The 26,366-nt window shown below is 56.9% G+C and carries 23 protein-coding genes; 10 read left to right on the top strand and 13 right to left on the bottom strand.

The annotated features are described in order from the left end of the window. The first annotated feature begins 64 nt into the window (after positions 1 to 64). A complete protein-coding gene (locus HCH49_RS05005; protein WP_167818607.1) occupies positions 65 to 700 on the top strand; it encodes a helix-turn-helix domain-containing protein in 636 nt (211 codons plus the stop codon). A 27-nt stretch (positions 701 to 727) separates the two neighbouring features. Here HCH49_RS05005 and HCH49_RS05010 read toward each other — a convergent pair whose 3' ends face one another. Beyond that, a complete protein-coding gene (locus HCH49_RS05010) occupies positions 728 to 2,206 on the bottom strand; it encodes a PLP-dependent aminotransferase family protein (RefSeq protein ID WP_221702291.1) in 1,479 nt (492 codons plus the stop codon). Positions 2,207 to 2,370: 164 nt separating this feature from the next. Between HCH49_RS05010 and HCH49_RS05015 the strand changes: the two genes are divergently transcribed. Then, the gene (locus HCH49_RS05015; RefSeq protein WP_087822649.1) at positions 2,371 to 2,826 is read left to right on the top strand and encodes a GNAT family N-acetyltransferase; all 456 of its coding nucleotides are present in this window, start codon (positions 2,371 to 2,373) and stop codon (positions 2,824 to 2,826) included. Between the two features lie 68 nt (positions 2,827 to 2,894). On the opposite strand, the gene HCH49_RS05020 is transcribed toward HCH49_RS05015, so the two are convergent. Then, complete coding sequence (locus tag HCH49_RS05020) at positions 2,895 to 3,197, bottom strand: ArsR/SmtB family transcription factor (RefSeq protein WP_033145659.1); 303 nt, start codon at positions 3,195 to 3,197, stop codon at positions 2,895 to 2,897. Between the two features lie 160 nt (positions 3,198 to 3,357). Here HCH49_RS05020 and fusA point away from each other — a divergent pair, with 160 nt between their 5' ends. Next, positions 3,358 to 5,457, top strand: coding sequence for an elongation factor G (gene fusA, locus HCH49_RS05025; RefSeq protein ID WP_167818605.1), 2,100 nt, complete (start codon positions 3,358 to 3,360; stop codon positions 5,455 to 5,457). A gap of 35 nt (positions 5,458 to 5,492) precedes the next feature. Here fusA and HCH49_RS05030 read toward each other — a convergent pair whose 3' ends face one another. After that, the gene (locus HCH49_RS05030) at positions 5,493 to 6,065 is read right to left on the bottom strand and encodes a flavin reductase family protein (RefSeq protein WP_033145657.1); all 573 of its coding nucleotides are present in this window, start codon (positions 6,063 to 6,065) and stop codon (positions 5,493 to 5,495) included. A 109-nt stretch (positions 6,066 to 6,174) separates the two neighbouring features. Here HCH49_RS05030 and nhoA point away from each other — a divergent pair, with 109 nt between their 5' ends. Further along, positions 6,175 to 7,020 carry an N-hydroxyarylamine O-acetyltransferase gene (gene nhoA, locus HCH49_RS05035; protein ID WP_048978826.1) on the top strand — a complete coding sequence of 282 codons (846 nt, stop codon included), beginning with the start codon at positions 6,175 to 6,177 and terminating at the stop codon, positions 7,018 to 7,020. A 39-nt stretch (positions 7,021 to 7,059) separates the two neighbouring features. Here nhoA and HCH49_RS05040 read toward each other — a convergent pair whose 3' ends face one another. Continuing rightward, positions 7,060 to 7,653 (bottom strand): TetR family transcriptional regulator, encoded by a 594-nt coding sequence (locus HCH49_RS05040; RefSeq protein ID WP_221702292.1) that lies wholly within the window; start codon positions 7,651 to 7,653, stop codon positions 7,060 to 7,062. A 116-nt stretch (positions 7,654 to 7,769) separates the two neighbouring features. Between HCH49_RS05040 and HCH49_RS05045 the strand changes: the two genes are divergently transcribed. Both HCH49_RS05045 and HCH49_RS05050 read left to right on the top strand, forming a co-directional pair. Beyond that, positions 7,770 to 9,257 carry an MFS transporter gene (locus HCH49_RS05045; RefSeq protein WP_064672602.1) on the top strand — a complete coding sequence of 496 codons (1,488 nt, stop codon included), beginning with the start codon at positions 7,770 to 7,772 and terminating at the stop codon, positions 9,255 to 9,257. Positions 9,258 to 9,334: 77 nt separating this feature from the next. Beyond that, positions 9,335 to 11,218, top strand: coding sequence for a potassium transporter Kup (locus HCH49_RS05050; RefSeq protein WP_087822862.1), 1,884 nt, complete (start codon positions 9,335 to 9,337; stop codon positions 11,216 to 11,218). 39 nt (positions 11,219 to 11,257) lie between these two features. On the opposite strand, the gene HCH49_RS05055 is transcribed toward HCH49_RS05050, so the two are convergent. The 7 genes from HCH49_RS05055 to HCH49_RS05085 are packed head-to-tail and all read right to left on the bottom strand — an operon-like array spanning position 11,258 to position 17,709. Beyond that, on the bottom strand, positions 11,258 to 12,484 hold the full coding sequence (locus tag HCH49_RS05055; protein WP_221702293.1) for a Zn-dependent hydrolase: 1,227 nt from the start codon (positions 12,482 to 12,484) through the stop codon (positions 11,258 to 11,260). Beyond that, positions 12,481 to 12,963, bottom strand: coding sequence for an L-2-amino-thiazoline-4-carboxylic acid hydrolase (locus HCH49_RS05060; RefSeq protein ID WP_210867165.1), 483 nt, complete (start codon positions 12,961 to 12,963; stop codon positions 12,481 to 12,483). Before HCH49_RS05060 ends, HCH49_RS05055 begins: the two co-directional genes overlap by 4 nt. 18 nt (positions 12,964 to 12,981) lie before the next feature. Beyond that, on the bottom strand, positions 12,982 to 14,139 hold the full coding sequence (locus HCH49_RS05065) for a branched-chain amino acid ABC transporter substrate-binding protein (protein WP_048977578.1): 1,158 nt from the start codon (positions 14,137 to 14,139) through the stop codon (positions 12,982 to 12,984). Between the two features lie 28 nt (positions 14,140 to 14,167). Then, a complete protein-coding gene (locus tag HCH49_RS05070; RefSeq protein ID WP_221702294.1) occupies positions 14,168 to 14,887 on the bottom strand; it encodes an ABC transporter ATP-binding protein in 720 nt (239 codons plus the stop codon). Further along, positions 14,880 to 15,647 carry an ABC transporter ATP-binding protein gene (locus tag HCH49_RS05075; RefSeq protein ID WP_039262838.1) on the bottom strand — a complete coding sequence of 256 codons (768 nt, stop codon included), beginning with the start codon at positions 15,645 to 15,647 and terminating at the stop codon, positions 14,880 to 14,882. The genes HCH49_RS05070 and HCH49_RS05075 overlap by 8 nt, the downstream gene beginning before the upstream one ends. After that, a complete protein-coding gene (locus tag HCH49_RS05080) occupies positions 15,644 to 16,750 on the bottom strand; it encodes a branched-chain amino acid ABC transporter permease (protein WP_221702295.1) in 1,107 nt (368 codons plus the stop codon). The genes HCH49_RS05075 and HCH49_RS05080 overlap by 4 nt, the downstream gene beginning before the upstream one ends. A gap of 8 nt (positions 16,751 to 16,758) precedes the next feature. Further along, positions 16,759 to 17,709, bottom strand: coding sequence for a branched-chain amino acid ABC transporter permease (locus HCH49_RS05085; protein WP_069302874.1), 951 nt, complete (start codon positions 17,707 to 17,709; stop codon positions 16,759 to 16,761). Positions 17,710 to 17,879: 170 nt separating this feature from the next. On the opposite strand from HCH49_RS05085, the gene HCH49_RS05090 reads away from it, so the two are divergent. Beyond that, entirely contained in the window at positions 17,880 to 18,824 is a 945-nt protein-coding gene (locus HCH49_RS05090; protein ID WP_221702296.1) for a LysR substrate-binding domain-containing protein, read from the top strand. A 55-nt stretch (positions 18,825 to 18,879) separates the two neighbouring features. Here HCH49_RS05090 and HCH49_RS05095 read toward each other — a convergent pair whose 3' ends face one another. Both HCH49_RS05095 and yddG read right to left on the bottom strand, forming a co-directional pair. Next, positions 18,880 to 19,989: a porin OmpC gene (locus tag HCH49_RS05095; RefSeq protein ID WP_033145646.1), complete on the bottom strand. Its 1,110-nt coding sequence runs from the start codon at positions 19,987 to 19,989 to the stop codon at positions 18,880 to 18,882. 630 nt (positions 19,990 to 20,619) lie between these two features. Then, positions 20,620 to 21,498 (bottom strand): aromatic amino acid DMT transporter YddG, encoded by an 879-nt coding sequence (gene yddG / locus HCH49_RS05100; RefSeq protein WP_047060943.1) that lies wholly within the window; start codon positions 21,496 to 21,498, stop codon positions 20,620 to 20,622. A 221-nt stretch (positions 21,499 to 21,719) separates the two neighbouring features. Here yddG and fdnG point away from each other — a divergent pair, with 221 nt between their 5' ends. The 3 genes from fdnG to fdnI are packed head-to-tail and all read left to right on the top strand — an operon-like array spanning position 21,720 to position 26,312. After that, positions 21,720 to 24,767, top strand: a complete 3,048-nt coding sequence (fdnG, locus tag HCH49_RS05105; protein ID WP_221702297.1) for a formate dehydrogenase-N subunit alpha — start codon at positions 21,720 to 21,722, stop codon at positions 24,765 to 24,767. Positions 24,768 to 24,778: 11 nt separating this feature from the next. Continuing rightward, entirely contained in the window at positions 24,779 to 25,663 is an 885-nt protein-coding gene (gene fdxH, locus HCH49_RS05110; RefSeq protein ID WP_045888248.1) for a formate dehydrogenase subunit beta, read from the top strand. Next, on the top strand, positions 25,656 to 26,312 hold the full coding sequence (gene fdnI, locus HCH49_RS05115) for a formate dehydrogenase-N subunit gamma (RefSeq protein WP_126786925.1): 657 nt from the start codon (positions 25,656 to 25,658) through the stop codon (positions 26,310 to 26,312). The genes fdxH and fdnI overlap by 8 nt, the downstream gene beginning before the upstream one ends. Positions 26,313 to 26,366: the final 54 nt, after the last annotated feature.

Genomic DNA, 26,366 nt, shown 5'->3' on the forward strand with positions numbered 1-26,366 from the left:
GTCCTTTATAAAACTCACCGCGCTGTATAGAATTACCGCACCCACAGCGACGGGATACCACACGATGACCGGAAGAGTTGATTATCAGATTGAAAAATACCTCCTTACCGAAGCCGCCGAACCGGAGCGCCTGACGCGCCAGTGGGCAGAGGTGATGGAGGAGTGTCGTGAGCAACAGTCCGGTGCAGAGGAGCGGCTGCGCCTCGCGTTGCTCAATGTGGATTACGTCACCAGCTTCGAGCTGCCCTTCAGGCTGCTCCTTACCCGTGCGCCCCAGCTGATAGACGTTGTTAGAAAAGAGCTGCAGCTCAGTCAGAAAAATGTTCTGTTTAACGGCAAGCGCTTTGGCTGCGTCTATAGCCTTAAAACGGATCTCGGCGGAATACCTGACGAATTTACCTATCAGCTGAAAACGCGTATCCAGCGCAGTGACGCGACAGGATGCAATGAACTGCCTTACCGGCAAATTGCCCAGCAGGTTAAAGCCCCGAAGGAACGCCTCAGGCTGGCGCTGGAAAACGGGCTGTCGGTGACGGCACTCGACGGGCTTTTCTGGTTTGGCATTCAGCGCATCGCGGCCGATGTGCAGAGATTACGCAAAACGGGGATGAGGATCGTGACGTCCGACGCCGAGGTGTTTGATACGCTCACCAAAACAACCCGGCGGATCCCTGTTTATAGCCTTGCTCGCCCGGAATGAGTATTCGCCGCTGACCGGTCGACGGCATCAAACATGACGGAAAATTGCGGCCAGTTTTTTTACAGCGTCTTCTATTTCCCTTTCCGTGTAAGCAGCAAATCCCATCAAAAAACCGGTGGACGCGGGGGGACCTGCATATAAATTGGTAAGACCAAGTATATCAACACCCGCGCGTCGGGCGGCGGTGGCTATTTCTTTCTCGGATATGCCGTGCTTCAGGTGACAAGGCATTTGCATTCCCCCCGCAGGCGTTTCACAGGTAACATATTCGGAGAGATATTCGTCCATCATGCTTGCCAGCGTGTCGCGACGAGCAACATAAATACTCCGCATCTTACGAACATAGGCGCCAAAATGGCCTCCCTCCAGAAATTTAGCCAGCGTCAGCTGGGTTATTGAGGCGGTGTGACCATCCATTAACGTCCTCGCCATGGTAAAGGGCTCTGTCAATTCTGAGGGAACGATCATGTAGGCAATACGTAGCCCAGGGAACAGAGACTTGGTGAACGTGCCGATATAAATTGTCCGGTTATACGTATCAAGCCCCTGAAGACTGGCCATAGGCTTACCTTCGTAGTGAAACTCGCTGTCATAGTCATCCTCAATAATCCAGGCTCCGTAACGGTTTGCCCATTTAACAATTGCCAGTCGTCGGTCAAGAGAGAGCGTCACCCCGGTGGGGTACTGATGAGAAGGCGTAAGGTAGATCGCCCTGGCAGGCTCGGTCAGAGAATTAAGCCCGTCAACCGAGATGCCTTTTTCATCAAGAGGAACCGGAATACAGCGAAGCCCTGCAGCGTTGAACGCTTTGTGTGCCCCTTGATAGGAGGGATCTTCAATGACAATGCCATCCCCGGCGTCCATCAGCACGTGGGAACAGAGCGCAAGCGCCTGTTGAGAACTTGTCAGAACGATGACCTGTTCTGCCCTCGCACGCGTTCCGCGCTCAAGGTTGACATATTCCGCAATTGCCCGTCGCAGGCGCTCTATACCCTGGGGTGGACTTTGCTCTAACGCCTGGTGCTGAAACTCCTTCAGTACCTGTCGCTGAAGACGCTCCCAGATCGGAAGGGGAAACATGCGGGTTTCAGGAATGCCGGGCGCAAGGGGGCGAGGTGAAGAAAACTCGCGGATCCCGCCGCTTTCATAAACGATCTTTCCCCGGACGCTGAGTTTTGCTTTTCGTATCTCAGCGGTTGGCTGATGCTGTCGAGGACGGGGTTTTAAAAAACGCGCGCTGGAAGAGACGAAGCTCCCTCTGCCTGTTTGTCTCTCAATAAAACCTTCGGCATGCAGGCTGGAGTAGGCCGCTTCAATGGTGTCCCGGGAAACGCTGAGAGAAGCCGCCAGCGCGCGTGAAGCAGGAAGGGCCTTACCGTGAGATAATATCCCTTCCAGTATCAGCATTCGTATTGCTCTCTGGATCCTTTCATGAAGCGGTAGCGATCCGTTAGCGGGGTCGTTAATCCATGCCTTAACCGTTTCTAGCTGCGCGTGCTTAAACATTACGTTGTCCACTTTCCCTCTGTATCTCTTGATTCTAAAGCAATAGTGCACGCAGCAGGATGAAAAATTGGTCTGCCTTGATGGCGAGAATTGGCGGGGCAAAACGTGCCATTCAGCGAATACACTCTTCCTGAAACGAATAAACGGATAAGCAAAGAGGCAATATGAATAATACGAGTGTGATAATTGAGGCAGTTAAAGAACGTGATTTTGAAAGCTGGATGCCGCTATGGGGAAAATATCAGGCGTTTTACAACGTCGATCTGTCCGGGGCAATTACTGAACGAACCTGGCAACGATTTTTCAGCCCCGTTGAGCCGCTATTCTGCGTGGTGGCACGATGTAATGGAGACGTAGTGGGTTTTGCGCATTATCTTTTTCACCGTTCGACATGGGCTGAGAGCGATTACTGCTACCTCGAAGATTTATACGTCTGCGAAGCCGTAAGGGGCAAACACATTGGCAAACAGTTAATAGAATATGTTCAGAGAGAAGCCAGAAAACATCATGCCAGTCACCTTTACTGGCATACGCATGAAGCCAACTATCGCGGGCAACGATTGTACGACTGGATTGCGAAGAAAAGTGGAATGATTGAATATCGTATGCACGTAAGATAAACCCCTCTGCTGACATTATGCCCCTTACATCTTTACGGGGCATTTTTCAGGGGGTAATAGGTATATCCTTATGATTTAGCTTGTAAAAGTATCTCCATCAGCCCTGGAAAACGGGCATCCAGATCCTCTCTTCGCAACGAAATCATGTTCTCCCGCCCCTGCGGGCGCTGCCAGATAACGCCGCTGTCGCGCAGTACGCGCCAGTGGTGGGTCATTGTCGATTTCACTACATCCTCCGGGCGCAGCGCGTTACAGCTGAGTTCGCTACCATCGGCCAGACGGCGAATGATCGCAAGCCGGAGCGGGTTGCCGAGGGCAAACAGCACATTTTCCAGCAGTATTTGTTCAGTTTCAGGGTGGTTTGGGATCATCGTTTTCCTGCGTTTGGCGTCAGATTGAGCTATATCAACAATAGGTCAACCGTTAAAAAATAGTTCGATAATACTCGTACAATAGGACTATTATAGCAAACGAACGAATGCACGACCATCCTGGTCGTCACAGACAAGTCATAGTGACTAAGGAAATATCATGCCCCGACCCATCCCTCTCGAACGTTATCGCAACATCGGTATCTCCGCGCATATCGATGCCGGTAAAACCACCACCACTGAGCGCATCCTGTTTTACACCGGGATGAGCCACAAGCTGGGTGAAGTACACGATGGCGCGGCAACCACTGACTGGATGGCGCAGGAGCAAGAGCGCGGGATCACGATTACCTCCGCGGCCGTCAGCTGCTTCTGGCCGGGTATGGACAGAGGCTATGAGCCGCACCGGATCAACATCATTGACACCCCGGGGCACGTGGATTTCACCATTGAGGTGGAACGTTCCATGCGCGTGCTCGACGGCGCCGTGATGGTGTATGACTCCGTGGGCGGCGTGCAGCCGCAGTCGGAAACCGTCTGGCGTCAGGCCAATAAATATCACGTTCCGCGTCTGGCCTTCGTCAACAAAATGGACCGGCCGGGTGCCGATTTCTTCCGCGTCGTGCGGATGATGCAGGAGCGCCTGAAGGCCAATCCGGTGCCGATTGTCATCCCGGTGGGGGCAGAAGATCATTTCACCGGCGTGGTGGATCTCATCAAGATGCGCACCATTCTGTGGGACGACGCGACGCAGGGCATGGTGTTTACCTATGCGCCCGTGCCGGACGATTTGGTCAGTACCGCCCTGGAATGGCGGGAAAAAATGGTCTCTGCGGCGGCGGAAGCCAGCGACGAGCTGATGGACAAATACCTGGAAACCGGCGACCTGACGGAAGCGGAAATTATCAAAGGGCTGCGTATTCGCACCATCTCGGGTGAAATTCAGCCGATGCTGTGCGGCAGCGCGTTCAAAAATAAAGGCGTGCAGCGCATGCTCGATGCGGTCATTGAGCTCATGCCGTCGCCGCTGGACGTGCCTGCCATTGATGGCGTGGATGAAAAAGGGCAGCACGCGGAGCGTCATCCAAGCGATGATGAGCCGTTCTCGGCCCTGGCATTCAAGCTGATGAGCGACCCGTACGTCGGTCAACTGACCTTTATCCGCGTGTACTCTGGCGTGCTGCGCAAAGGCGACGCGGTGTACAACCCGGTTAAAGGGAAGAAAGAGCGCATCGGGCGTATCGTGCTGATGCATGCCAACGATCGCCACGAGGTGGACGAACTGCGCGCCGGAGACATTGCGGCCTGCGTTGGGCTGAAGGATGTGACTACCGGCGACACGCTCACCGATCCGAATGCCGTGATCACGCTTGAACGCATGGAGTTCCCGGATCCGGTTATCTCGCTGGCGATCGAGCCGAAAACCAAAGGCGATCAGGAGAAAATGGGGATCGCGCTGCAGCGTCTGGCGGCGGAAGATCCGTCTTTCCGCCTGCATACTGACGAAGAGTCCGGCCAGACCATTATCTCCGGGATGGGTGAGCTACACCTTGAGATCATCGTCGACCGCATGAAGCGTGAGTTTGGCGTTGAGGCGAACATTGGCCGCCCACAGGTAACCTACCGTGAAACCCTGCGTAAAACGGTGAAGGATATCGAAGGTAAATTTGTTCGTCAGTCCGGCGGTAAAGGGCAGTACGGCCATGTGGTGCTGAGCCTGGAGCCGCTGGAGCCCGGGAGTGGCTTTAAATTTGAAGATGCCACCAAGGGCGGCGTGGTGCCGCGCGAGTATATCCCGTCCGTTGAGAAAGGGCTGCGGGAAGCGATGAACAGCGGCGTGCTGGCGGGCTATCCGGTCGTTGATGTCAAAGCGACGCTGACGTTTGGCTCGTATCACGACGTCGACTCGTCTGAGATGGCGTTCCGCATGGCGGCGATCCTCGGCTTCAAAGAGGGCGCCCGCAGGGCGGATCCGGTGATTCTCGAGCCGATCATGCACGTGGAGGTGGAAACGCCGGAGGAGTATGCCGGTAACATTATGGGCGATCTTTCTTCCCGCCGCGGCATGGTGCAGGGGATGGCAGAGCAGTACGGAAGTCAGATTATTCGCGCTGACGTGCCGCTGGCAGAGATGTTTGGTTATGCCACGACATTGCGCTCGATGTCCCAGGGACGCGCGACGTATACGATGGAGTTCCATCATTTTGCGGAAGCCCCGCGGAATGTTGCGGATGAGATTATTTCACGACGTGCGAAGTAATACGGTTACCCTCTCCCTGTAGGGGGAGGGTTTTCTCAATCCAGCGCCTTCACCATCTTCCCGCTCGCGACAAACGTCCCGGCACCAAGATGATGCAGCGTATTCAGCTTATCCCCGTCAAACTGCCAGCGCCCGGCGATAAACGCGCGTTCATCGGCTGCCGCTGAAACCACTTCCCCAAACAGGGTATCGTATTTCTCAGCCGCGGAGGTCACGGGTAATAACCGACACTCCATCCACGCCAGACATTTCTCTTCAATTACCGGCAGGCCAAGTTCAGGACCGTTCACGACCGGGATCCCGTAGCAGTTGAATTTGTCCTCATCGCGCCCGCTGACGCTACCGACCGCGTATGTCCAGTTGGCCGCCGCCACGCCGGGAATGACGATGCCAAACTTCCCGCTGCGCTCAATCAGCTCGCGTGACCAGGTACTTTTATCCACGACTATCGCGATGCGCGGCGGTTCAAACTCAACGGGCATTGACCATGCGGCGGCCATCACGTTGCGTCTGTCGAGGCTTTCATCCCGACTGGTGATAAGCACAGTTGGGCCGTGGTTCAGCAGACGGCTGGCATGACGTAATTCAACGGGGCGAAAGTGGCTCATAGGATCTCCTCATCTACACCGATGTAGTATGACGAAAAAGCACGTAAATCAAAGTGGATGCGTAAAATTAGTTTATAAACAGAACATCTCAATCAAAGGAAACTGATGCATGTCCCCATTTCTGACCGCCTATTTTGCCCGCATCGGCTGGGCGCAACCGACGCGGGTGGATATCGATACCCTGCGCGCGCTGCATTTACATCACAACTGTGCCATCCCTTTTGAGAATATTGATGTCGTTCTGCCACGCGAAATCCAGCTTGACGATCGGTGTCTGGTCGACAAGCTGGTCACCGCACGTCGCGGAGGGTACTGCTTTGAGCAAAACGGTCTGTTCGAGCGCGTCCTGCGTGAAGTCGGGTTTACGGTGCGTAGCGTGCTGGGGCGCGTGGTATTAGCGAATCCGCCGCAAATGCCTCCGCGCACGCACCGTCTGCTGCTGGTTGAGCTTAACGGTGAGCGCTGGATTGCCGATGTGGGGTTTGGCGGCCAGACGCTGACGGCGCCGATTCGACTGCTCGCTAATGAAGAACAGGAGACGCCGCACGGGCTGTATCGTCTGCTGAGCGAGGGGAACGACTGGGTGCTGCAGTTCCGTCACCACGAGCACTGGCAGTCGATGTACCAGTTTGACCTGACGACGCAGTATTTCAGCGATTACGTGATGGGGAATTTCTGGTCGGCGCACTGGCCGCAGTCGCATTTTCGTCATCATCTGTTGATGTGTCGCCATCTGCCGGACGGCGGCAAGCTGACGCTAACCAACTTCAACTTTACCCACTGGCAGAACGGTCACGTAGAAGAGCAGATCCATTTGCCGGATGCTGAGGCGCTTTACCAGCTGATGCAGGAACGCTTTGGGCTGGGCGTTGACGATGCAAAACACGGATTTTCACTGGCGGAGCTGACGGCGGTAATGGCGGGCTTTGATACACATCCTCAGGCCGGGAAATAATACGCAGGCCGGGTAAGGCGTCGCCGCTACCCGGCAACATCACTGCTTAGACGGCGTATTAAACAACTCGAGCGTGATTAATTTATCAAGATGGTTATTAAAGGCGGCTTCGTCCATTTCGGGCATGTTTAAGATATACATTCCGTCAAGACCGCACACCAGACCAATCAAGCGCCAGGCAATATTTTCCGCCCGATCGCCCGGATTTAATGCCCCGGCCTCCGTTCCCGCTTTGATAAGCGCCACCGTTTCCTGGTGCCACATCTCCATGGTCATCACATAGGCGCCTTTGATATCGGCATCGCGGCTGGCGAGGATCTGCGCCTCACGCCACAGGCGAATATAGGGCTCAAACCTCCCGTCATCGCTGCCGAGCATGGCATGAAGCTGTTCCCGCCAGCCGGCCTGTCTACCCGCGACATCCGCATCCAGCAGCTCGCGAATTAGCCGTACGAAGGCCAGCGATTTTAGCTCGCCGCCGGACGTAAAATGATGATGCACCTGGCCGGTGGCGACTCCGGCTTCGGCGGCAATACGGCGTACCGTCATTGCCGCCAGTCCTTCAGCCAGCGCCACGCGCATGGCAGCCTGTAAGATGGCTTCCCGCCGTTCATCCTTGCTCAGATATCGCATGTTTACTCACTCTCAATGGGAATGAAACGAGTGTAACAAAAAGCTGGACATGCGTTCAACTTTACGTAGGATCGCATCCTGGACATGTGTCCATGTTTTAAAAGAAAAGGAAATTTATGTTTCGTCAGTGGTTAGCGTTAGTGATTATCGTGCTGGTGTATATCCCGGTGGCGATCGACGCGACGGTGCTGCACGTGGCGGCGCCGACATTGAGCATGACGCTGGGCGCCAGCGGCAATGAATTGCTGTGGATCATCGATATTTACTCGCTGGTGATGGCGGGAATGGTGCTGCCGATGGGCGCCCTGGGTGACCGCATTGGCTTTAAACGACTGCTCATGATTGGCAGCACGCTGTTTGGCCTGTCGTCGCTGGCGGCAGCGTTTGCCCCGTCAGCAGGGTGGCTGATTGCGGCGCGCGCCTCGCTGGCAATCGGCGCGGCGATGATTATTCCGGCTACGCTGGCTGGGATCCGCACGCTGTTTATCAACGCGCGGGATCGTAATATTGCGCTCGGCGTCTGGGCCGCGGTGGGGTCCGGTGGCGCGGCGTTTGGCCCGCTGATTGGCGGTATGCTGCTCGAGCATTTCTACTGGGGCTCGGTGTTTTTAATCAACGTACCGATCGTGCTGGTGGTGGTTTCGCTGGCGGCGCGTTTTGTGCCTCCTCAGCAGGGACGCCCGGAGCAGCCGCTGAATATCAGCCATGCCATTATGCTGATTGTGGCGATTTTGCTGCTGGTCTACAGCGCAAAAACAGCCCTCAAAGGCGCACTGTCGCCGTGGGTGGTCGCGTCCGCGCTGGTTACCGGCTCGGTGCTGCTGTTTATCTTCGTGCGTATTCAGCTCCGCGCCCGCGTGCCGATGATCGACATGCGTCTGTTCTGCCATCGCATCATTTTGAGCGGCGTGGTGATGGCGATGACCGCCATGATTGCCCTGGTCGGGTTTGAGCTGCTGATGGCCCAGGAGCTGCAGTTTGTTCATGGCTTTACGCCGTTTGAAGCGGGAATGTTCATGCTGCCGCTGATGGTGGCGAGCGGGTTTAGCGGTCCGATCGCGGGCGTGCTGGTCGGGCGATTAGGGCTACGCATCGTCGCGGCTGGCGGAATGGGGCTCAGCGCCGTTAGCTTTATCGGCCTGTCGATGCTTGATTTCAGCACGCAGCAGCTGCTGGCTTCTGCCCTGATGGTGCTGCTCGGCTTCAGCGCCGCCAGCGCGCTGCTGGCCTCGACCTCGGCGATTATGGCCGCTGCGCCGAAAGAGAAAGCCGCCGCCGCGGGGGCCATTGAAACCATGTCCTATGAACTGGGCGCCGGGCTGGGGATCGCCATCTTTGGTCTGCTGTTGACCCGCAGCTTCTCGGCGTCGATTGACCTGCCGCAGGGGCTGAACGCCTCGCTCGCAGATAAAGCCTCGTCATCCATTGGTGAGGCGATGAAGGTGGCGCAGGATCTGACCCCGACGCTGGCGGAGTCGGTGATTGAGGCGGCGAAAAGCGCGTTTATCACCTCGCACAGCGTGGCGCTGGGCAGCGCGGGCGGAATGCTGCTGTTGCTGGCAGTGGGGATCTGGTTCAGCCTGGCGAGGGTCAAGCCGCAGTAATACAGGGCGCGCGGTTGGCACGGGTGGGGCAGATGGGCTATGTTTTTTAAAGGATTATCTGACTCTTGCTGGAAAATATGAGCCCTCGCCACAGCAGTGAACCGTCCCAACCGCTCTCCCGGTTAACCCTGCTTGCAGGGGGCGCGCTGGGCGTAGTTTTTGGTGATATCGGCACCAGCCCGCTTTATACCTTCCGCACGGTGCTGTCGCTCTCTGAGCATGACCCTACGCCCGGCGTCATACTGGGCCTGCTCTCCCTGATTACCTGGACACTCATCCTGGTAACGTCCATAAAATATGCCGCCTTCGCCATGCGAATTGATAATCATGGCGAGGGAGGCATCATGGCCTTAATGTCGCTTCTGGTGGAGAAAGGCAAAGGCGGGCGCTGGGTTATTTTTTCCGCCCTTATCGGCGCCGCTTTAATTTACGGTGACGGCGCGATAACCCCGGCTATCTCCGTGCTTTCTGCCCTTGAAGGGCTGGAGATGGTCATTCCTGAATCTCAGCCGTACATATTACCCCTGACGGTGGCGGTTCTGCTGGGGCTGTTTCTTCTTCAGCCTTTTGGCACTGCGCGAATAGGGAAAATATTTGGCCCGGTCATGGCGGTTTGGTTTTTGGCGATTGCTGCCCTGGGCGTGCGGGGGATCGTACAACACCCCTCGGTATTGCTGGCCCTCAACCCTGCGTACGGCATCGCGTTTTTGTTTTCGAACGGGTACACCAGTTTCCTGGTCCTGGGCGGCGTTTTTCTCTGCGTGACGGGGGCCGAGGCCCTGTATGCAGACATGGGGCATTTTGGCAAAAAGCCCATCTGGCTTGCCTGGTACGGCATCGTCTTTCCTTCGCTGCTGCTCAACTATGCCGGCCAGTCAGCGCTGATTCTGGCCGGTGCCGACAGCAAACAAAACCTTTTCTATACGCTCTGTCCGCCGGTGCTGCAGGTTCCGCTCATCATTCTTGCCGCGCTGGCGACGATCATCGCCAGTCAGGCGATTATTACCGGCGCTTTTTCCATGACGCGCCAGGCCATACAGCTTGGCTGGTTACCCCGATTGCGCATCAAGCAGACGGCGGCGGAAAGCTACGGCCAGATTTATATCGGGATAATCAACTGGCTGCTGATGGGGGTGACCATCGGGCTGGTGGTGTTCTTTAAATCCTCCGATAAGCTCGCCGCCGCGTACGGCATTGCCGTGTCGTTAACCATGCTGATGACCACGGGGCTGCTGTTTGTGGCAATGCGCGAAGTGTGGCGCTGGAGCCTCGCCAGCAGCGCGGTGATTGCCCTCTGTTTTCTGGTGATTGATGCCACCTTCTTGTTTGCCAATCTGATTAAGGTCCTGGAGGGCGGCTATATTCCGCTGCTGATGGCCGCCGCTATTTGTACGGTGATGCTGATCTGGCACCGCGGCATTAAGGCGGTATCCGCATCGGTGGGCGAGAAGGGCGTCAGCGTGGATGCGTTCTTTGCCCAGCTTCAGCAAAAAACGGTGCCCAGAGTGGCGGGCTCCGCCGTCTTTTTGACCCGTACGCAGAACAATATCCCGCCGGTCATGCGCTGGCACGTCGCGCGAAACCGGGCGCTCCAGCAGGATGTGTTGTCGCTTACCATTGATATTCTGAATGTGCCCTACGTGGGGGAAGAACAACGCATCAGGGTAGAGCAGCGCGCGCCGGGCTACTGGCACGGCGTGGCCCAGTATGGCTTTATGGAACATCCGGACATCCCGCGTTTGCTGCAGGGTGTCAGCGAGATTAACGCGCTTTTCGCCACGGATGACGCCACCTGGTATGTCGGGCATGAAACCATTGTGGCAGGCGAGGGTGAGGCAGGGATGGCGGCCTGGCAACGGCACATCTTTGCGTTCATGAAGCGCAACTGCACGCACGTCATCAACCACTATCACCTTCCCAGCGATCGGGTTGTCGAAATCAGCCGACGCGTTGCCGTGTAGATTCTGGCGAAAGCAGAGGTCCTCTGCTTTCGCACCGTTCTATCTCTCAAGGGACGCGGACAGGACGCTATGCAATAACACGTTCGCCCCTTTCTCCGCCCACTCTGGCAGGATCCTTTCCGCTTCGTTATGGCTGATGCCTTTCACGCAGGGGATAAAGATCATGCTGGCGGGCGCCATTTTGCTGACATAGCAGGCGTCATGTCCCGCACCGGAGACCATCGGTTTCGACGAATAGCCCAGTTCCGCCACGGCCTTCTCCGAACGCGCCAGGCATTCGGCGTCAAACGCGATGGGCGCGTAGTCGAAAATACGCTCAACGGCAGCCGCGACGCCGCGCAGGCTGAGGCTTTCAGCCACCTTATGCAGCGCAGCTTCCATGGCTTCCAGCGCCTGCTGCATAGGATGGCGAAACTCAACGCTGCATTCCACGCGAGACGGCACGACGTTGCGCGAGTTTGGCGTAACCTTCGCCATACCGATCGTCGCGCGTCCGTCCGGCGCATGCCGGTAGCCAATCTCTTCCACCTTCAGCGCCAGCTCTGCGAAGGCGGTCAGCGCGTCGCGGCGGCTGTGCATCGGCGTCGTGCCCGCGTGGGCGGCGAATCCGTCCAGCGTCAGGGTAAACCAGCGCTGGCCCATTGCCGCGCGGACTAACCCGATATCAATGGCTTCATCTTCCAGGATCGGGCCCTGTTCGATGTGCAGTTCGTAGCAGGCGTGAACCTGAAACGCGCGGGCAGGGGTTTCACCCCGGTAGCCAATGCTATCCAGCGCTTCGCCCACGGTGATGCCATCGTTATCCGCGCGGGCATGGGCGTACGCTTCGCTAAACTGTCCCGTCCAGACCCCTGAAGAGAGCATAGCTGGCGCAAAGCGCGCGCCTTCTTCGTTAGTCCAGTTCACCAGCACAACGTCACGCTCGGTCTCAACGTTATGATCGTTAAGGGTGCGCAGTAGCTCCAGCCCGGCCAGCACGCCGTAAACACCGTCGTAGTTACCGCCCAGCGGCTGGGTATCCAAATGTGAACCCGTCATGACCGGGGCAAGCTGCGGGTTTTTCCCCGCGCGACGGATAAACATATTGCCCATGCTGTCGACCTCGCAGGTGAAACCCGCGTCCAGCGCCCAGTCGCGCAGCAGGTTACGGGCAATCCGGTCTTCCTCGCTCAGCGCCAGGCGGGTCACGCCGCCGGCGGGCGTGCCGCCGATCTGCGCCATCATCTCTAGCGTTGACCACAGCCGTTCGGCGTTGACGCGGATCATGTTTTGTCCTTACTGCTGCGGTAGCGGAAATCACAGCACGAACCGCCCTGCATGATGGTGGTCGTGCGGGTCAGCTTCACGTCAGGCGCATAGCCAACGATGAATTTTTCATCGCGCGCGCAGGAGAGCAGATGACCAATCTCGCCCAGCCCCATTTCGTGATACATCTCCGCGTAGCGACAGCGGGTTACGTTGTAGTTGTACTGCTGGTCGTCGGCGTCGATCACCTTCACGTCCAGGGCGTTATCTTTCTCCCACAGATACTGCAGGGCGATGAAGCTCTTGACGTCCGCGCCGTTGGGTTCTTTCCTGGCAAACGCTTTGCCAGCGTCAATCGCGGCCTGCTCAATGGCCTCGCCAATGACCGCCTGGGCGCGGGATTTCCCTATCTCGCGCACCAGGATTTCATAAATTGGCTTAATAATTTCTGCTTCAATTTTGCGGCGGGCGAGAATGCCCAGCTCGTTATTATCACTCATCACATTGCCCTCGCTGCGTTACTTCGCTTTTGCGCCACCCAGCACGGTCTGCGGCTGCCATTTGCCGTCGACAACTTTGTAAACGGTGAACGACGGCGATTTCAGGTTACCTTCTTTATCAAACGCGATCTGGCCGGTGACGCCGGAGTAGCTGATGGCGCGCAGGGCGGGCAGATAGTCGGACGGCTCAACGGAGTCTGCTTTTTCCATCGCCGCAACCAGCACGCGGGTGGCGTCATAGGCGAACGGGGCGTGCAGTTCGATATGGGTGTGGTAGCGGGACTGATAGGCCTGTTCGAATGCCTTTCCACCCGGCATCTGGTCAACGGGCAGACCCGGCTCCAGCGCCACCACGCCTTCGCCTTCTTTCTGCGCCAGCTGCAGGAAGGTCTGGCTGACAAATCCGCCTGCGCCCATCAGGGTGGCGTTCATGCCCAGCTGTTTGATACGACGCGCCAGCGGTGCGGCCTGGCTGTCGACGCCGCCGAAGAAGATCAGATCGGCGTTTTTACTCCGGATGGCGGTCAGCACGGCGCTGAAGTCCACCGTTTTGTCATCCACGTACTGACGATCGACAACCTTCACGCCCTGCGCTTCAAGGGATTTAATGAACTGGTCCGCCAGTCCCTGACCAAAGGCGGTACGGTCGTCGATCACCGCAATGCGTTTGGCTTTCAGCGTATTGACCGCGTACTGACCGGCAAACTGACCGCCGTCGTCGTCGTGGCCCATCACGCGGAAGCTGGTATCAAAACCCTGCCTGGTATAGGCGTGACCGGTCGCGACCGGTGCCACCTGTGCGATGCCCGCATCGTGATAGATACGTGCGGCAGGAATGCTGGTACCGGTGTTCCAGTGACCGACAACGCCCGCCACGCCGCTATCCACCAGACGCTGCGCCACGGCCACGGCGGTGCGCGGGTCGGACTGATCGTCTTCGGACTGCAGTTTGAAGGTCACCGCTTTGCCACCGATGGTCGGGTGCTGCTTGTTAATGTCGTCAATGGCCAGCTGCGCGCCGTTCTCCAGATCCTTACCGATACGGGCAGACGGGCCGGTGAGCGGGCCTGCCAGGCCGATAACCACGGTTTCACCGTCGGCTGCCCACGCGGCCGTCGAGGCAAAGCTGCCGAGGAGGATAGCGGCGCTAAGCGCACTGATTTTTACTGTTTTCATTGTATTTCCCTGATGTTGGCTGGTGTTGTTAAACGGGCATTTCGCCCAAATAAATCTGTGCAATCTGGTCGTCATTGAGCAGCGCTTTCGATTCGCCATGATGAACAATGCTGCCGCTGTCCATCACCCACGCGCTGTCGGTCACCTCCAGCGCGAGACGGGCGTTTTGTTCGATGAGCAGCAGGGCAACGCCGCGCTCGCGCAGGCCGGCAATGACGGCAAAAATGTTTTCTACCATCTTCGGGGCGAGGCCCATCGAGGGTTCGTCGAGGATCAGCAGGCGCGGGCGGCTGAGCAGGGCGCGGTTAAGGGCCAGCAGCTGTTGCTCACCGCCGGACAGCAGGCCAGCGAGCTGATGCTGGCGTTCTCCCAGGCGCGGGAAGCGCTCGAAGGTCTCGTTCATCTCACGCTTAACGGTGACAGTGTCACGCCTGAGCCAGGCGCCCATCTGCAGGTTTTCCAGCACCGTCATTCGGGAGAAGATCCCCCGGCCTTCCGGGACCATCACCAGACCGTCACGGAGCAGGGTTTCGGGCCTGTGCTTACGCACCGCTTTACCGTTGAATTCAATACGGCCGCTAAAGCTTTCCAGCCCGGTAATGGCGCGCACGGTGGAGCTTTTCCCCGCGCCGTTAGCGCCGATCAGCGTAGCCTGTTCGCCCTCGCGCAGGGTAAAAGAGACATCGCGTACGGCCTGAATGCCGCCGTAATGCACGTCCAGACGTTCCACCTTCAGTAATTCAGACATGGGCGTTGCCTCCAAGCCAGGCGGCGATCACCGCCGGGTCGCGACGCACGCTCTCCGGCGTGCCGCTGGCGAGCGTTTTGCCGTAATCAAGCACCGTCAGGCGATCGCAGATGCCCATCACCAGCTTGACGTCATGTTCAATCATCAGCAGGGTTTTGCCGTCATCGCGAAGGCGGATAAGCAGCTCGCCGAGCGCCACTTTTTCAGCAGCGTTCATCCCGGCGGCGGGTTCGTCCAGCGCCAGCAGCAGCGGATCCGTTGCCAGCGCGCGGGCAATCTCCAGACGTCGCTGATGGCCATACGCCAGATCGCAGGCGCGGTAGTGGGCGAACTTCGCAATGCCGGTGTACTCCAGCCAGTGCCAGGCCAGCTCCCGGGTCTGTTTCTCTTCTTCGCGAGCGCGTTTGTGACGGCTCAGCGCGGCCCACAGGCCGTTGCGGGTGCGCACGTGGCGGCCCACCATCACGTTTTCCAGCACCGACATGTCGTTAAAGAGGCGCACGTTCTGGAAGGTGCGCGCGATCCCGGCGGCGGTGACTTTCTCAATGTGCTTTGGGAAATAGGGCTTATCTGCAATGGAAAATTCACCGCTGTCCGCCGGATAAAGCCCGGTGATCAGGTTAAAACAGGTGGTTTTTCCCGCCCCGTTAGGACCAATCAGGCCGTAGATCTCGCCCTTGTTCACGGCGATCGAAACGTCATCCACGGCGGTAAGCCCGCCGAAGCGTTTGGACATGTTGCGTACGGTTAACAGACTCATGTATTCACCTCCTTGTGGCGTACCGGCCAGATCCCGGCAGGACGCACCAGCATGACCAGCACCAGCGCCAGGCCGTAGAACAGCTGACGCAGCACTTCCGGGTCAATCAGTACCGTACCGAACAGCGCCTGCTGAACCGGAGCTGCCTGACTGCGCAACAGTTCCGGCAGGGCGGTAAGCAGTATCGCGCCGAGGATCACGCCCGGAATGTGTCCCATCCCGCCCAGCACCACCATCGCCAGTACGGCAATGGATTCCTGTAACGTGAAGGATTCCGGGGAGACAAAGCCCTGGAACGCGCCGAACAGGGCACCCGCCACGCCGCCAAAAGAGGCACCCATCGCAAAGGCCAGCAGCTTATAGTTACGCACGTTGATGCCCATCGCGCGGGCCACATCCTCATCTTCACGGATGGCGTGCCAGGCGCGGCCAATACGGGAATGCTGCAGGCGCAGGCAGACAAAAATAATCGCCACAATCACCAGCATCAGCAGGTAGTACCACAGCCACAGGGCGGGCACTTTGAAACCAAACCAGTGGTATACGCCGCTGAACTTCAGGCCGAACAGATTCAGCGTATCCACCCCGGTAATGCCCTTTGCACCGTTGGTGATGTTCACCGGACGGTCGAGGTTGCGCATCAGGATGCGGATGATTTCGCCAAAGCCGAGGGTCACTATCGCCAGGTAGTCCCCGCGCAGCTTCAGCGTGGGAGCACCCAGTAAAATGCCGCAGACCGCAGCGACGAGCGCCGCCAGCGGAATAATCAGCAGATATGAGGTGTGCAGCCCGTCCGGGAACCAGACATTGAGGATCGGGAAAACCTCAAGCAGGTGTGGCGAGGCCATCAGTGCTGCGAGGTAGGCGCCGACCGCGTAAAAGGCGATAAACCCCATATCCAGCAGGCCGGTATAGCCCACCACAATGTTAAGCCCCAGCGCCAGCATGATGTAGAGCAGGGCGAAGTCGATAACGCGCACCCAGTAGTTGCCGCCAAGCTGCGTGGCCACCACGGGAGCAATCAGCAGCGCGAGGCAGAACAGGACCATGCCTGACCAGAATTTGCGCGTCGCCGCCGGGGTTTGTAGTTGAAGCGTTGTCATTGTTTCCCTCACGCCCTGTGCGCTACGCGCTCGCCCAGCAGGCCTGCCGGACGGAAAACCAGCACCAGAATCAGGACCATGAAGGCAAAAACGTCCTGATAGTTGCTGCCAAAGACGCCGTGGGTCAGTTCACCCAGGTAACCTGCGCCCAGCGCTTCGATAATGCCGAGCAGGATCCCGCCAATCATGGCGCCACGAATGTTACCAATACCTCCCAGCACGGCGGCGGTAAAGGCTTTGATCCCGGGCAAAAAGCCCATCGAGAAGCTGGCGTTGCCGTAGTTGCTGGCCATCATGACGCCTGCCAGCGCGGCGAACACGCCGCCAATGGCGAACGTCAGGGTAATAATGGCATTGGGGTTAACCCCCATCAGCGTGGCAACGCGCGGGTTTTCCGCCACGGCGCGCATGCCGCGGCCCAGGCGGGTGTATTCCACCAGCAGCCATAGCCCCGTCATCACCGCAAGCGCCAGCGCCACGGTAACAATGCCGGTGACGGTCACAATGGCGGGGGGATGCATTTCACTTCCCGACGTTACGGCGATCGGTTCCATGGGCAGGATCTGCGGGAACATCAGCGGATTGCGCGTCCAGATAATCATCGCCACGGTTTGCAGCAGGACCGAGACGCCGATACCTGAGATAAGCGGTGCCAGGCGCGGGGCGTTGCGCAGTCGACGGTAGGCAAAGCGCTCTACGGCCATTGCCAGCAGGGCGCAAACGGCCATGGCAATCGCCAGGGCAACGCCAAGCTGCAACAGCAGCGGCATGTGAGGAAAGGTAGTGTTCAGGGCGTTAATGGCGGAAAGGGTGGTGAGCGCACCGACCATCAGAATATCGCCGTGAGCAAAGTTAATAATGCGCAAGATGCCATACACCATGGTATAGCCCAGCGCGATTAGCGCGTAAATGCTGCCCAGCATCACACCGTTGATCAATTGTTGTATGAGTGTATCCAACGTCTGTTCCCGCAAAGTCTTCTTTCTGCGGCTACCATCCGATAAATGAATTTAATTGTAAAATACACATATATTATTTCTTATGATAAACCGCTATTGTTTTATCTTAATGATTTATATAAAGATAATGTAATCGCGTTCTCTGGTGAAAAGCCTAAAGAAATCAATATATGAATAAAACAGAACAATCGGCGGGTTTGCCTGCGTATGCAGACAGTCGCCTGGCAAACGATCCGCCGCTTCGGGCCGTCCGTGCCTTTGAGGCCATCGCCCGGCTGGGCAGCGTTACGCTGGCCGCGCAGGAGCTGGATATCTCACCGTCGGCGGTCAGCCATCAGCTCAAGGTGCTCGAAGGGTATCTGCAAATGCCGCTGACGGCGCGTCAGGGGCGCAGGCTGGTGCTGAGCCAGCACGGACGGGAATATTACCGTTCGATCCGTGCGGCGTTTAACGTGCTGCGCCAGGCAACGGAGCATCTGGCCGAGCAGGCGCAAACGCGTCAGGTCACCATCAGCCTGATCCCGCTTTTTGGCATGGGGTGGTTTATCCCGCGTCTGCCTGATTTTATGCGTGCCAATCCGCAGACCGAGATCAACGTAGTGTATGCCAACCACCGTAACTATCTGAGCGATGCGTCGGATATGTCGATTCGTTTTGGTAACGGCCAGTGGGCGGGCTATCAGAGCGAAAAGCTGATTTCCGGACAGATGGTGCCGGTGTGCAGCCGCGCGTTTTTGCGCATTCATGGCCATATCGACACGCCTGAGCAACTGCTGCAAATGCCGCTGCTGCATGATGAAGAGCGCACCACGTGGCCGCAGTGGTTTCTGCTGCAGGGGGTAAAACGAGCTCTGCGGCGCAGCGGCCCCCTGTTTGAAGACGGGCTGTTAACGCTGGCGGGCGTGCAGGCCGGGCTGGGCTGCGCGCTGATGCGCGAGCCGCTGATCGCGCCTTATCTTGAGAGCGGCGAGCTGGTGAAGATATTTGACTTACCCATCGATGACGGGCGCGACTATCACCTCTGCGTGCGTTCGGATTCGGAGATGACCGAGGACGGTAAGCTGCTGCAAAACTGGCTGCGCCGGGCGGCGAGCGGGGAGCCGTCATCCGGGTAAAAGTGACGGATAAAAAAAAGCCAGCTTATTCAGCTGGCTTTTGTACAGACAAGATTTAGAACTGGTAGGTCAGACCCAGCGCAACGATGTTGTCGGTACCGATGCCTGCCTGGCGAGTGAACTGGTTGTCGTCGAGCAGGTTGATTTTGTAATCCACGTAGGTGGACATGTTTTTGTTAAAATAGTAGGTCGTGCCAACATCGATGTATTTAACCAGATCCTGGTCGCCGAAGTTTTCGATGTCTTTACCTTTGGACTGCAGGTAAGCGATGGATGGGCGCAGGCCAAAGTCGAACTGATACTGAGCCACAACTTCGAAGTTTTGCGCCTTGTTTGCAAAACCGTAGATGTCGCTGCGATTACCGTTAGAGGTACCGAAGCGGGTTGCGTTATAGGTCTGAGAGTACTGTGCAGCAAGGTAAATGTTGTTCGCGTCGTATTTCACACCACCGCTGTACACTTCAGCGCGGTCGCCTTCACCGTATACGCCAGCCGCATTCTGGTCAGCGGTACGACGTGAAGAGGACATTGCGCCACCCACGCTGAAGCCTTCACCCAGATCGTAAGTCAGGGACGCGCCGTAACCGTCGCCGTTCTGGTTCAGCAGGCTGCGACCGCTGGTGTTTTCACCGCTTACGCTGCCGTTTTTGCCCTGATACTGCAGAGCAAAGTTCAGGCCGTCAACCAGACCAAAGAAGTCCTGGTTACGGTATGTCGCAACGCCGTTTGCACGAGACTGCAGGAAGTTGTCGGCACCGTAGGTGTCGCCGCCGAATTCTGGCAGAACGTCGGTCCAGGAGGTCACGTCGTAAATTACGCCGTAGTTACGACCGTAATCAAAGGAGCCTGCTTCAGCAAACTTTAGACCGGCAAACGCCACACGGGTCCAGGACTGGTTGTCGCCTTCGTCTTTGTTACCCTGAATCTGGTATTCCCACTGGCCGTAGCCGGACAGCTGGTCGTTAACCTGAGTTTCGCCCTTGAAGCCGATACGCATGTAGGTTTTATCGCCATCTGCGCCAGCGTCATCAGAGAAATAGTGCAGACCTGTTACTTTACCGTACAGATCCAGCTTGTTACCGTCTTTGTTGTAAATTTCGGCAGCGTTAACAACGCCTGCTGCCAGCATGGAAGTGACTGCCACTGCAACTAATTTAAGTTTCATCTTAAATGTTCCTTATAATTTTTTTTTGAGTATTTCCTGAACCACTGTAAACGATTTCTAAACGAGGCTGTTCGTCAATGGCATGCTATTTTTAAAAATCTCGTAGTCTTATTTCAATAATAAGTTTCAAAATATTATAGATAATTTCAATTAGTGTGATCTCGATCGTGCAAAAAGGCGATTATTCAAACAATGCGACCGAATTTCATACGATTAATAATTGTGTATTCTGCGGGACTATTGCTATCGCTATAATTTCTGCGTGTTTTAGTCTATTGCGTTAGATTTCGGTATTGTCGATGCTTTGAGAGGGTTATTATTATTGTTTTGACTTAAGAACAGTAGGTTAGGGGTAAATCACGACGTATATTGCGAATATTGCCATGAACAGTCAGAAATGAATTATTGCATTTAATGCTATCCATGACGTTAATATTCGCAGTTAATTAATTTCATGGTGTTGTCAGTTTGTGTCAATTATCTTTTCGGCCGTTTACAGAAGACGGCAAATATAAACCGAATTTAAACGGAAATGCGATAATTATGATAAATATTCCGAGGAGCGATCACACTTTAAATTTATGTTAATTATGTTGCCGGGCTGAAATTCGCCCGGCCGTTAGAGAAGCATTATTTTCTTGTTGCGTACCAGCAGAGCAACGACCCGGCGCAGACCATCAGCGCGCCTTGCCAGAACGAGAATGAGAGGGGCGAACTCAGCACTGCGGCGGCAAGCGCGGCGGAGAGGACAGGGGTAAAATAGGATACGGCAGCGAGTACCGTGACGTTACCGTGAAGGATGCCAATATTCCATGCGGCGTAACCAAACCCAAGCGCAATACCGCACATGACCAGTTTCACCATCACCGGAAGCGTGAACACCATCTCGGGCTGATCGCTCAGGAAATATTTCACCCACAGGCTCAGCGCGGTCAGCAAAACAAACAGCGTAATGCCGTTTTGTCCTTTCGCAAATTTACTTGTGACCGTGCAGTAGGCGGCCCAGATAAATGCCCCGGCAAACGCCAGCGCGTAGCTCAGCGGGCTGGAGACGATATTGCGGGTTATTTCATCGAGATGTAAACCCTGTTCACCGCCCAATACCCAGCATACGCCCAGCAATGAGACGGCTAAGCCGGGGATCACCCACAGGGTCGATTTCTGCCCGTTGAACAAGATGGCAAACACAATGGTCAGGCTTGGCCAAAGGTAATTGACCATGCCCACTTCAATCGCCTGCGATCGCGTTGCGGCATAGCCCAGCGACAGCGCCAGGCATATTTCGTAGCTGACAAATAAAACGCTGCCGGCAATAAGATAGCGGGGTGAAAACCGCCTGATATCAGGAAATCCTACCGTCACCAGACACAGTAATCCGCTGAGGGTGTAGATCATCGCCGCACCGCCTACCGGGCCCAGTCCCTCACTCACGCTGCGAATAAGGCCGACCATGGTGCTCCATAACAGTATTGCCGCCAGCCCAATAAGCGTTGCTCTCTTTCTGTCCATTACTTCGCCATTGCAATAAAAATCAGAGGAAAAATGTATCGCATTCATCCTGACGCTGTCGCCAATTATTCTCTTAAACCGTTAATCAAAAAGGAGTATTTAAAGGTTCCGGGGGTGACTATTAAGGGGGTGAAGGCAGATGACCTTGATTTGACGCAAAAAAAACAGGGGCTTTGCTGTTAGTTTGCGGCGCGAAGTCTTATTCGAACACGAGGACAACAATGGACGTCAGCCGCAGACAATTTTTTAAAATCTGCGCGGGCGGTATGGCCGGAACAACGGCAGCCATGCTGGGATTTGTTCCCAAAATGGCGCTGGCTCAGGCACGCAACTATAAGCTGCTGCGCGCGAAAGAGATCCGTAACACCTGCACATACTGCTCCGTAGGTTGTGGGCTTTTGATGTATAGCCTGGGCGATGGCGCGAAGAACGCCAGAGAAGCGATATACCATATTGAAGGGGATCCGGATCATCCGGTGAGCCGCGGAGCGCTTTGCCCGAAAGGGGCGGGGCTGCTGGACTATGTACACAGCGAAAATCGCCTGCGCTACCCGGAATACCGCGCGCCGGGTTCTGATAAATGGCAGCGTATCTCCTGGGATGAGGCCTTCTCCCGTATTGCCAAATTAATGAAAGCCGACCGCGACGCCAACTTTATTGAAAAGAACGCCCAGGGCGTAACGGTTAACCGCTGGCTTTCCACCGGGATGCTGTGCGCCTCTGCGGCGAGTAATGAAACCGGCATGCTGACGCAAAAATTTGTGCGCTCTCTCGGCATGCTGGCGGTAGACAACCAGGCGCGCGTCTGACACGGACCAACGGTAGCAAGTCTTGCTCCAACATTTGGTCGCGGTGCGATGACCAACCACTGGGTTGATATCAAAAACGCTAACGTCGTGGTGGTGATGGGCGGTAACGCCGCGGAAGCCCATCCGGTGGGGTTCCGCTGGGCGATGGAAGCGAAAAACAACAACGATGCGACGCTTATCGTCGTCGATCCGCGCTTTACGCGTACGGCATCGGTGGCCGATATCTATGCGCCAATCCGCTCCGGTACGGACATTACGTTCCTGTCCGGCGTGCTGCTGTACCTGATCGAAAACAACAAAATTAACGCGGAATACGTTAAGCACTACACCAACGCGAACCTGCTGGTGCGGGATGATTTTGCCTTCGATGACGGGCTGTTTAGCGGCTATGACGCCGAAAAACGCCAGTACGATAAAACGTCCTGGAACTATCAGTTCGATGAAAACGGCTACGCGCTGCGTGATGAAACCCTGACGCACCCGCGCTGCGTGTGGAACCTGCTGAAACAGCACGTTTCCCGCTATACGCCGGAGGTGGTGGAAAACATCTGCGGCACGCCGAAAGCGGACTTCCTGAAGGTGTGTGAAGTACTGGCCTCCACCAGCGCCGCCGACAGAACCACCACGTTCCTGTACGCGCTGGGCTGGACGCAGCACACCGTTGGCGCGCAGAACATCCGCACCATGGCGATGATCCAGCTGCTGCTCGGCAACATGGGCATGGCGGGAGGCGGCGTAAACGCGCTGCGCGGTCACTCCAACATTCAGGGGCTGACCGACCTCGGTCTGCTCTCCACCAGCCTGCCGGGCTACCTGACGCTGCCGTCGGAAAAGCAGGCCGACCTGCAAACGTATCTTGAGGCCAATACGCCGAAAGCGACGCTGCCGGACCAGGTGAACTACTGGAGCAACTATCCGAAGTTCTACGTCAGCCTGATGAAATCCTTCTACGGCGACGCGGCGCAGAAGGAGAACGACTGGGGCTTTGAGTGGCTGCCGAAGTGGGACCAGGCGTACGACGTCATCAAGTACTTCAACATGATGGATAAGGGCGACGTCACGGGCTATATCTGCCAGGGCTTTAACCCGGTGGCCTCCTTCCCGGACAAGAACAAAGTCGTTCGCAGCCTGAGCAAGCTGAAGTACATGGTGGTTATCGATCCGCTGGTGACCGAAACGTCCACCTTCTGGCAGAACCACGGGGAATCGAACGATGTCGATCCGGCGTCGATTCAGACAGAAGTGTTCCGCCTGCCGTCCACCTGCTTTGCGGAAGAGGACGGTTCGATTGCCAACTCCGGCCGCTGGCTGCAGTGGCACTGGAAAGGCCAGGATGCGCCGGGCGAAGCGCGTAACGACGGCGAAATCCTGGCCGGGATTTACCATCGCCTGCGCGAAATGTACCGCACCGAAGGCGGCAAGGGCGCTGAGCCGCTGCTGAAGATGGGCTGGAGCTACAAGCAGCCTGACCATCCTGAGTCAGAGGAAGTCGCCAAAGAGAACAACGGCGTGGCGCTGGCGGATCTCTATGACGCCAGCGGCAACCTGGTGGCGAAGAAAGGCCAGCTGCTGAACAGCTTCGCGCTGCTGCGTGATGACGGCACGACGGCGTCGTCCTGCTGGATCTACACCGGCAGCTGGACGGAGCAGGGCAACCAGATGGCCAACCGCGACAACGCCGACCCGTCCGGGCTGGGCAATACGCTGGGCTGGGCATGGGCGTGGCCGCTGAACCGTCGCGTGCTGTACAACCGCGCGTCTGCAGACGTAAACGGCAAGCCGTGGGATCCGAAACGCATGCTGATCCAGTGGAACGGGGCGAAGTGGGCAGGGAACGATATCCCGGACTACAACACCGCCGCGCCGGGCAGCAACACCGGGCCATTCATCATGCAGCCGGAAGGGCTGGGACGCCTGTTTGCCCTCAACAAGCTGGCGGAAGGGCCGTTCCCGGAACACTACGAGCCGATGGAAACGCCGCTCGGCACCAACCCGCTGCATCCGAACGTGGTCTCCAGCCCGGTGGTGCGTATCTACGAAGACGACGTCCTGCGCTTAGGCAAAAAGGACAAGTTCCCGTACGTAGGGACGACCTATCGCCTGACCGAGCATTTCCACACCTGGACCAAGCACGCGCGGCTTAACGCCATCGCGCAGCCGGAACAGTTTGTGGAGATCAGCGAGACGCTGGCGAAGGCGAAAGGCATCGCCAACGGCGACCGCGTGAAGGTAAGCAGTAAGCGCGGCTTTATTCGCGCGGTGGCGGTGGTGACCCGTCGTCTTCAATGCCTGAACGTGCACGGCCAGCAGGTGGAAACCGTCGGGATCCCACTGCACTGGGGCTTTGAGGGCGTGGCGCAGAAAGGCTACATCGCCAATACCCTGACGCCAAACGTCGGCGATTCCAACTCGCAAACGCCGGAGTACAAGGCGTTTCTGGTCAACATCGAGAAAGCGTAAGGAGCGATTAAATGGCGATGGAAACACAAGACGTTATCAAACGCTCCGCGACCAACCCGATTACCCCCGCGCCCCGCGCTCGGGACTACAAGGCAGAGGTCGCCAAGCTTATCGACGTCTCCTCCTGCGTGGGCTGTAAGGCCTGCCAGGTGGCCTGCTCGGAGTGGAACGATATCCGCGACGAGGTGGGGCACTGCGTTGGGGTCTACGACAATCCAGCGGATCTGAGCGCCAAATCCTGGACGGTGATGCGCTTTAGCGAAACCGACCAGAACGGCAGGCTGGAATGGCTCATCCGTAAAGACGGCTGTATGCACTGTGAAGATCCGGGCTGCCTGAAGGCGTGCCCGTCTGCCGGCGCAATTATCCAGTACGCCAACGGGATCGTCGACTTCCAGCAGGACAACTGTATCGGCTGCGGATACTGCATCGCGGGCTGTCCGTTTAATATCCCGCGCCTCAATAAAGAGGATAACCGGGTATATAAATGCACCCTGTGCGTGGACCGCGTCAGCGTCGGGCAGGAGCCTGCGTGCGTGAAAACATGTCCGACCGGGGCGATCCACTTCGGCACCAAAAAAGAGATGCTGGACGTGGCGCAACAACGCGTGGACAAGCTGAAAGCGCGCGGCTACGAGAATGCGGGCATTTATAACCCGCAGGGCGTGGGCGGTACGCACGTGATGTATGTGCTGCACCATAACGACCAGCCGGAGCTGTACCACAACCTGCCGAAGGATCCGGCGATCGATACCTCCATCAACCTGTGGAAAGGGGCGCTTAAGCCGCTCTCGGCGGCGGGCTTTATCGCCACCTTTGCCGGGCTGATTTATCACTACATCGGTATCGGGCCAAACAAAGAGGTGGATGAGGACGAGGAGGAGCATCATGAGTAAGTCGAAAACGATCGTGCGCACGAAGTTTGTTGACCGCGCCTGTCACTGGACGGTGGTGATCTGCTTCTTCCTGGTGGCGGTGTCGGGGATCTCGTTCTTCTTCCCGACGCTGCAGTGGCTGACCGAAACCTTCGGCACGCCGCAGATGGGGCGCATTCTGCACCCGTTCTTTGGCGTGCTGATTTTCGTGGTGCTGATGTTTATGTTCGTGCGCTTTGTCCACCACAACATCCCGGACAAGCAGGATATCCCGTGGGTGAAAGGGATCGTCGAAGTCCTGAAGGGCAACGAGCATAAGGTCGCGAAGGTGGGAAAATACAACGCCGGGCAGAAGATGATGTTCTGGACCATCATGAGCATGATTTTTGTGCTGCTGGTGACCGGCGTGATTATCTGGCGTCCGTATTTTGCGCACTATTTCCCGATTCAGGTGATTCGCTACGCGCTGCTGATCCACGCCACCTCGGCCATCATTCTGATCCACGCCATCCTGATCCATATGTATATGGCGTTCTGGGTAAAGGGATCGATTAAAGGGATGATTGAAGGGAAGGTGAGCCGCCGCTGGGCGCAGAAACACCACCCGCGCTGGTATCGTGATGTGGAACGACTGGAAGCGAAACAGGAAAGCACGGAAGGAATGAAGTAAGACCTGCGCCGTCGGCTTTGCCCGGCGGCGCTGCGCTTGCGCGGACAGGGCAAA

It is taken from the genome of Enterobacter sp. Y17, from assembly GCF_019730495.1.
In the GTDB taxonomy this organism is placed as follows: Bacteria; Pseudomonadota; Gammaproteobacteria; order Enterobacterales; family Enterobacteriaceae; genus Enterobacter; species Enterobacter asburiae_B.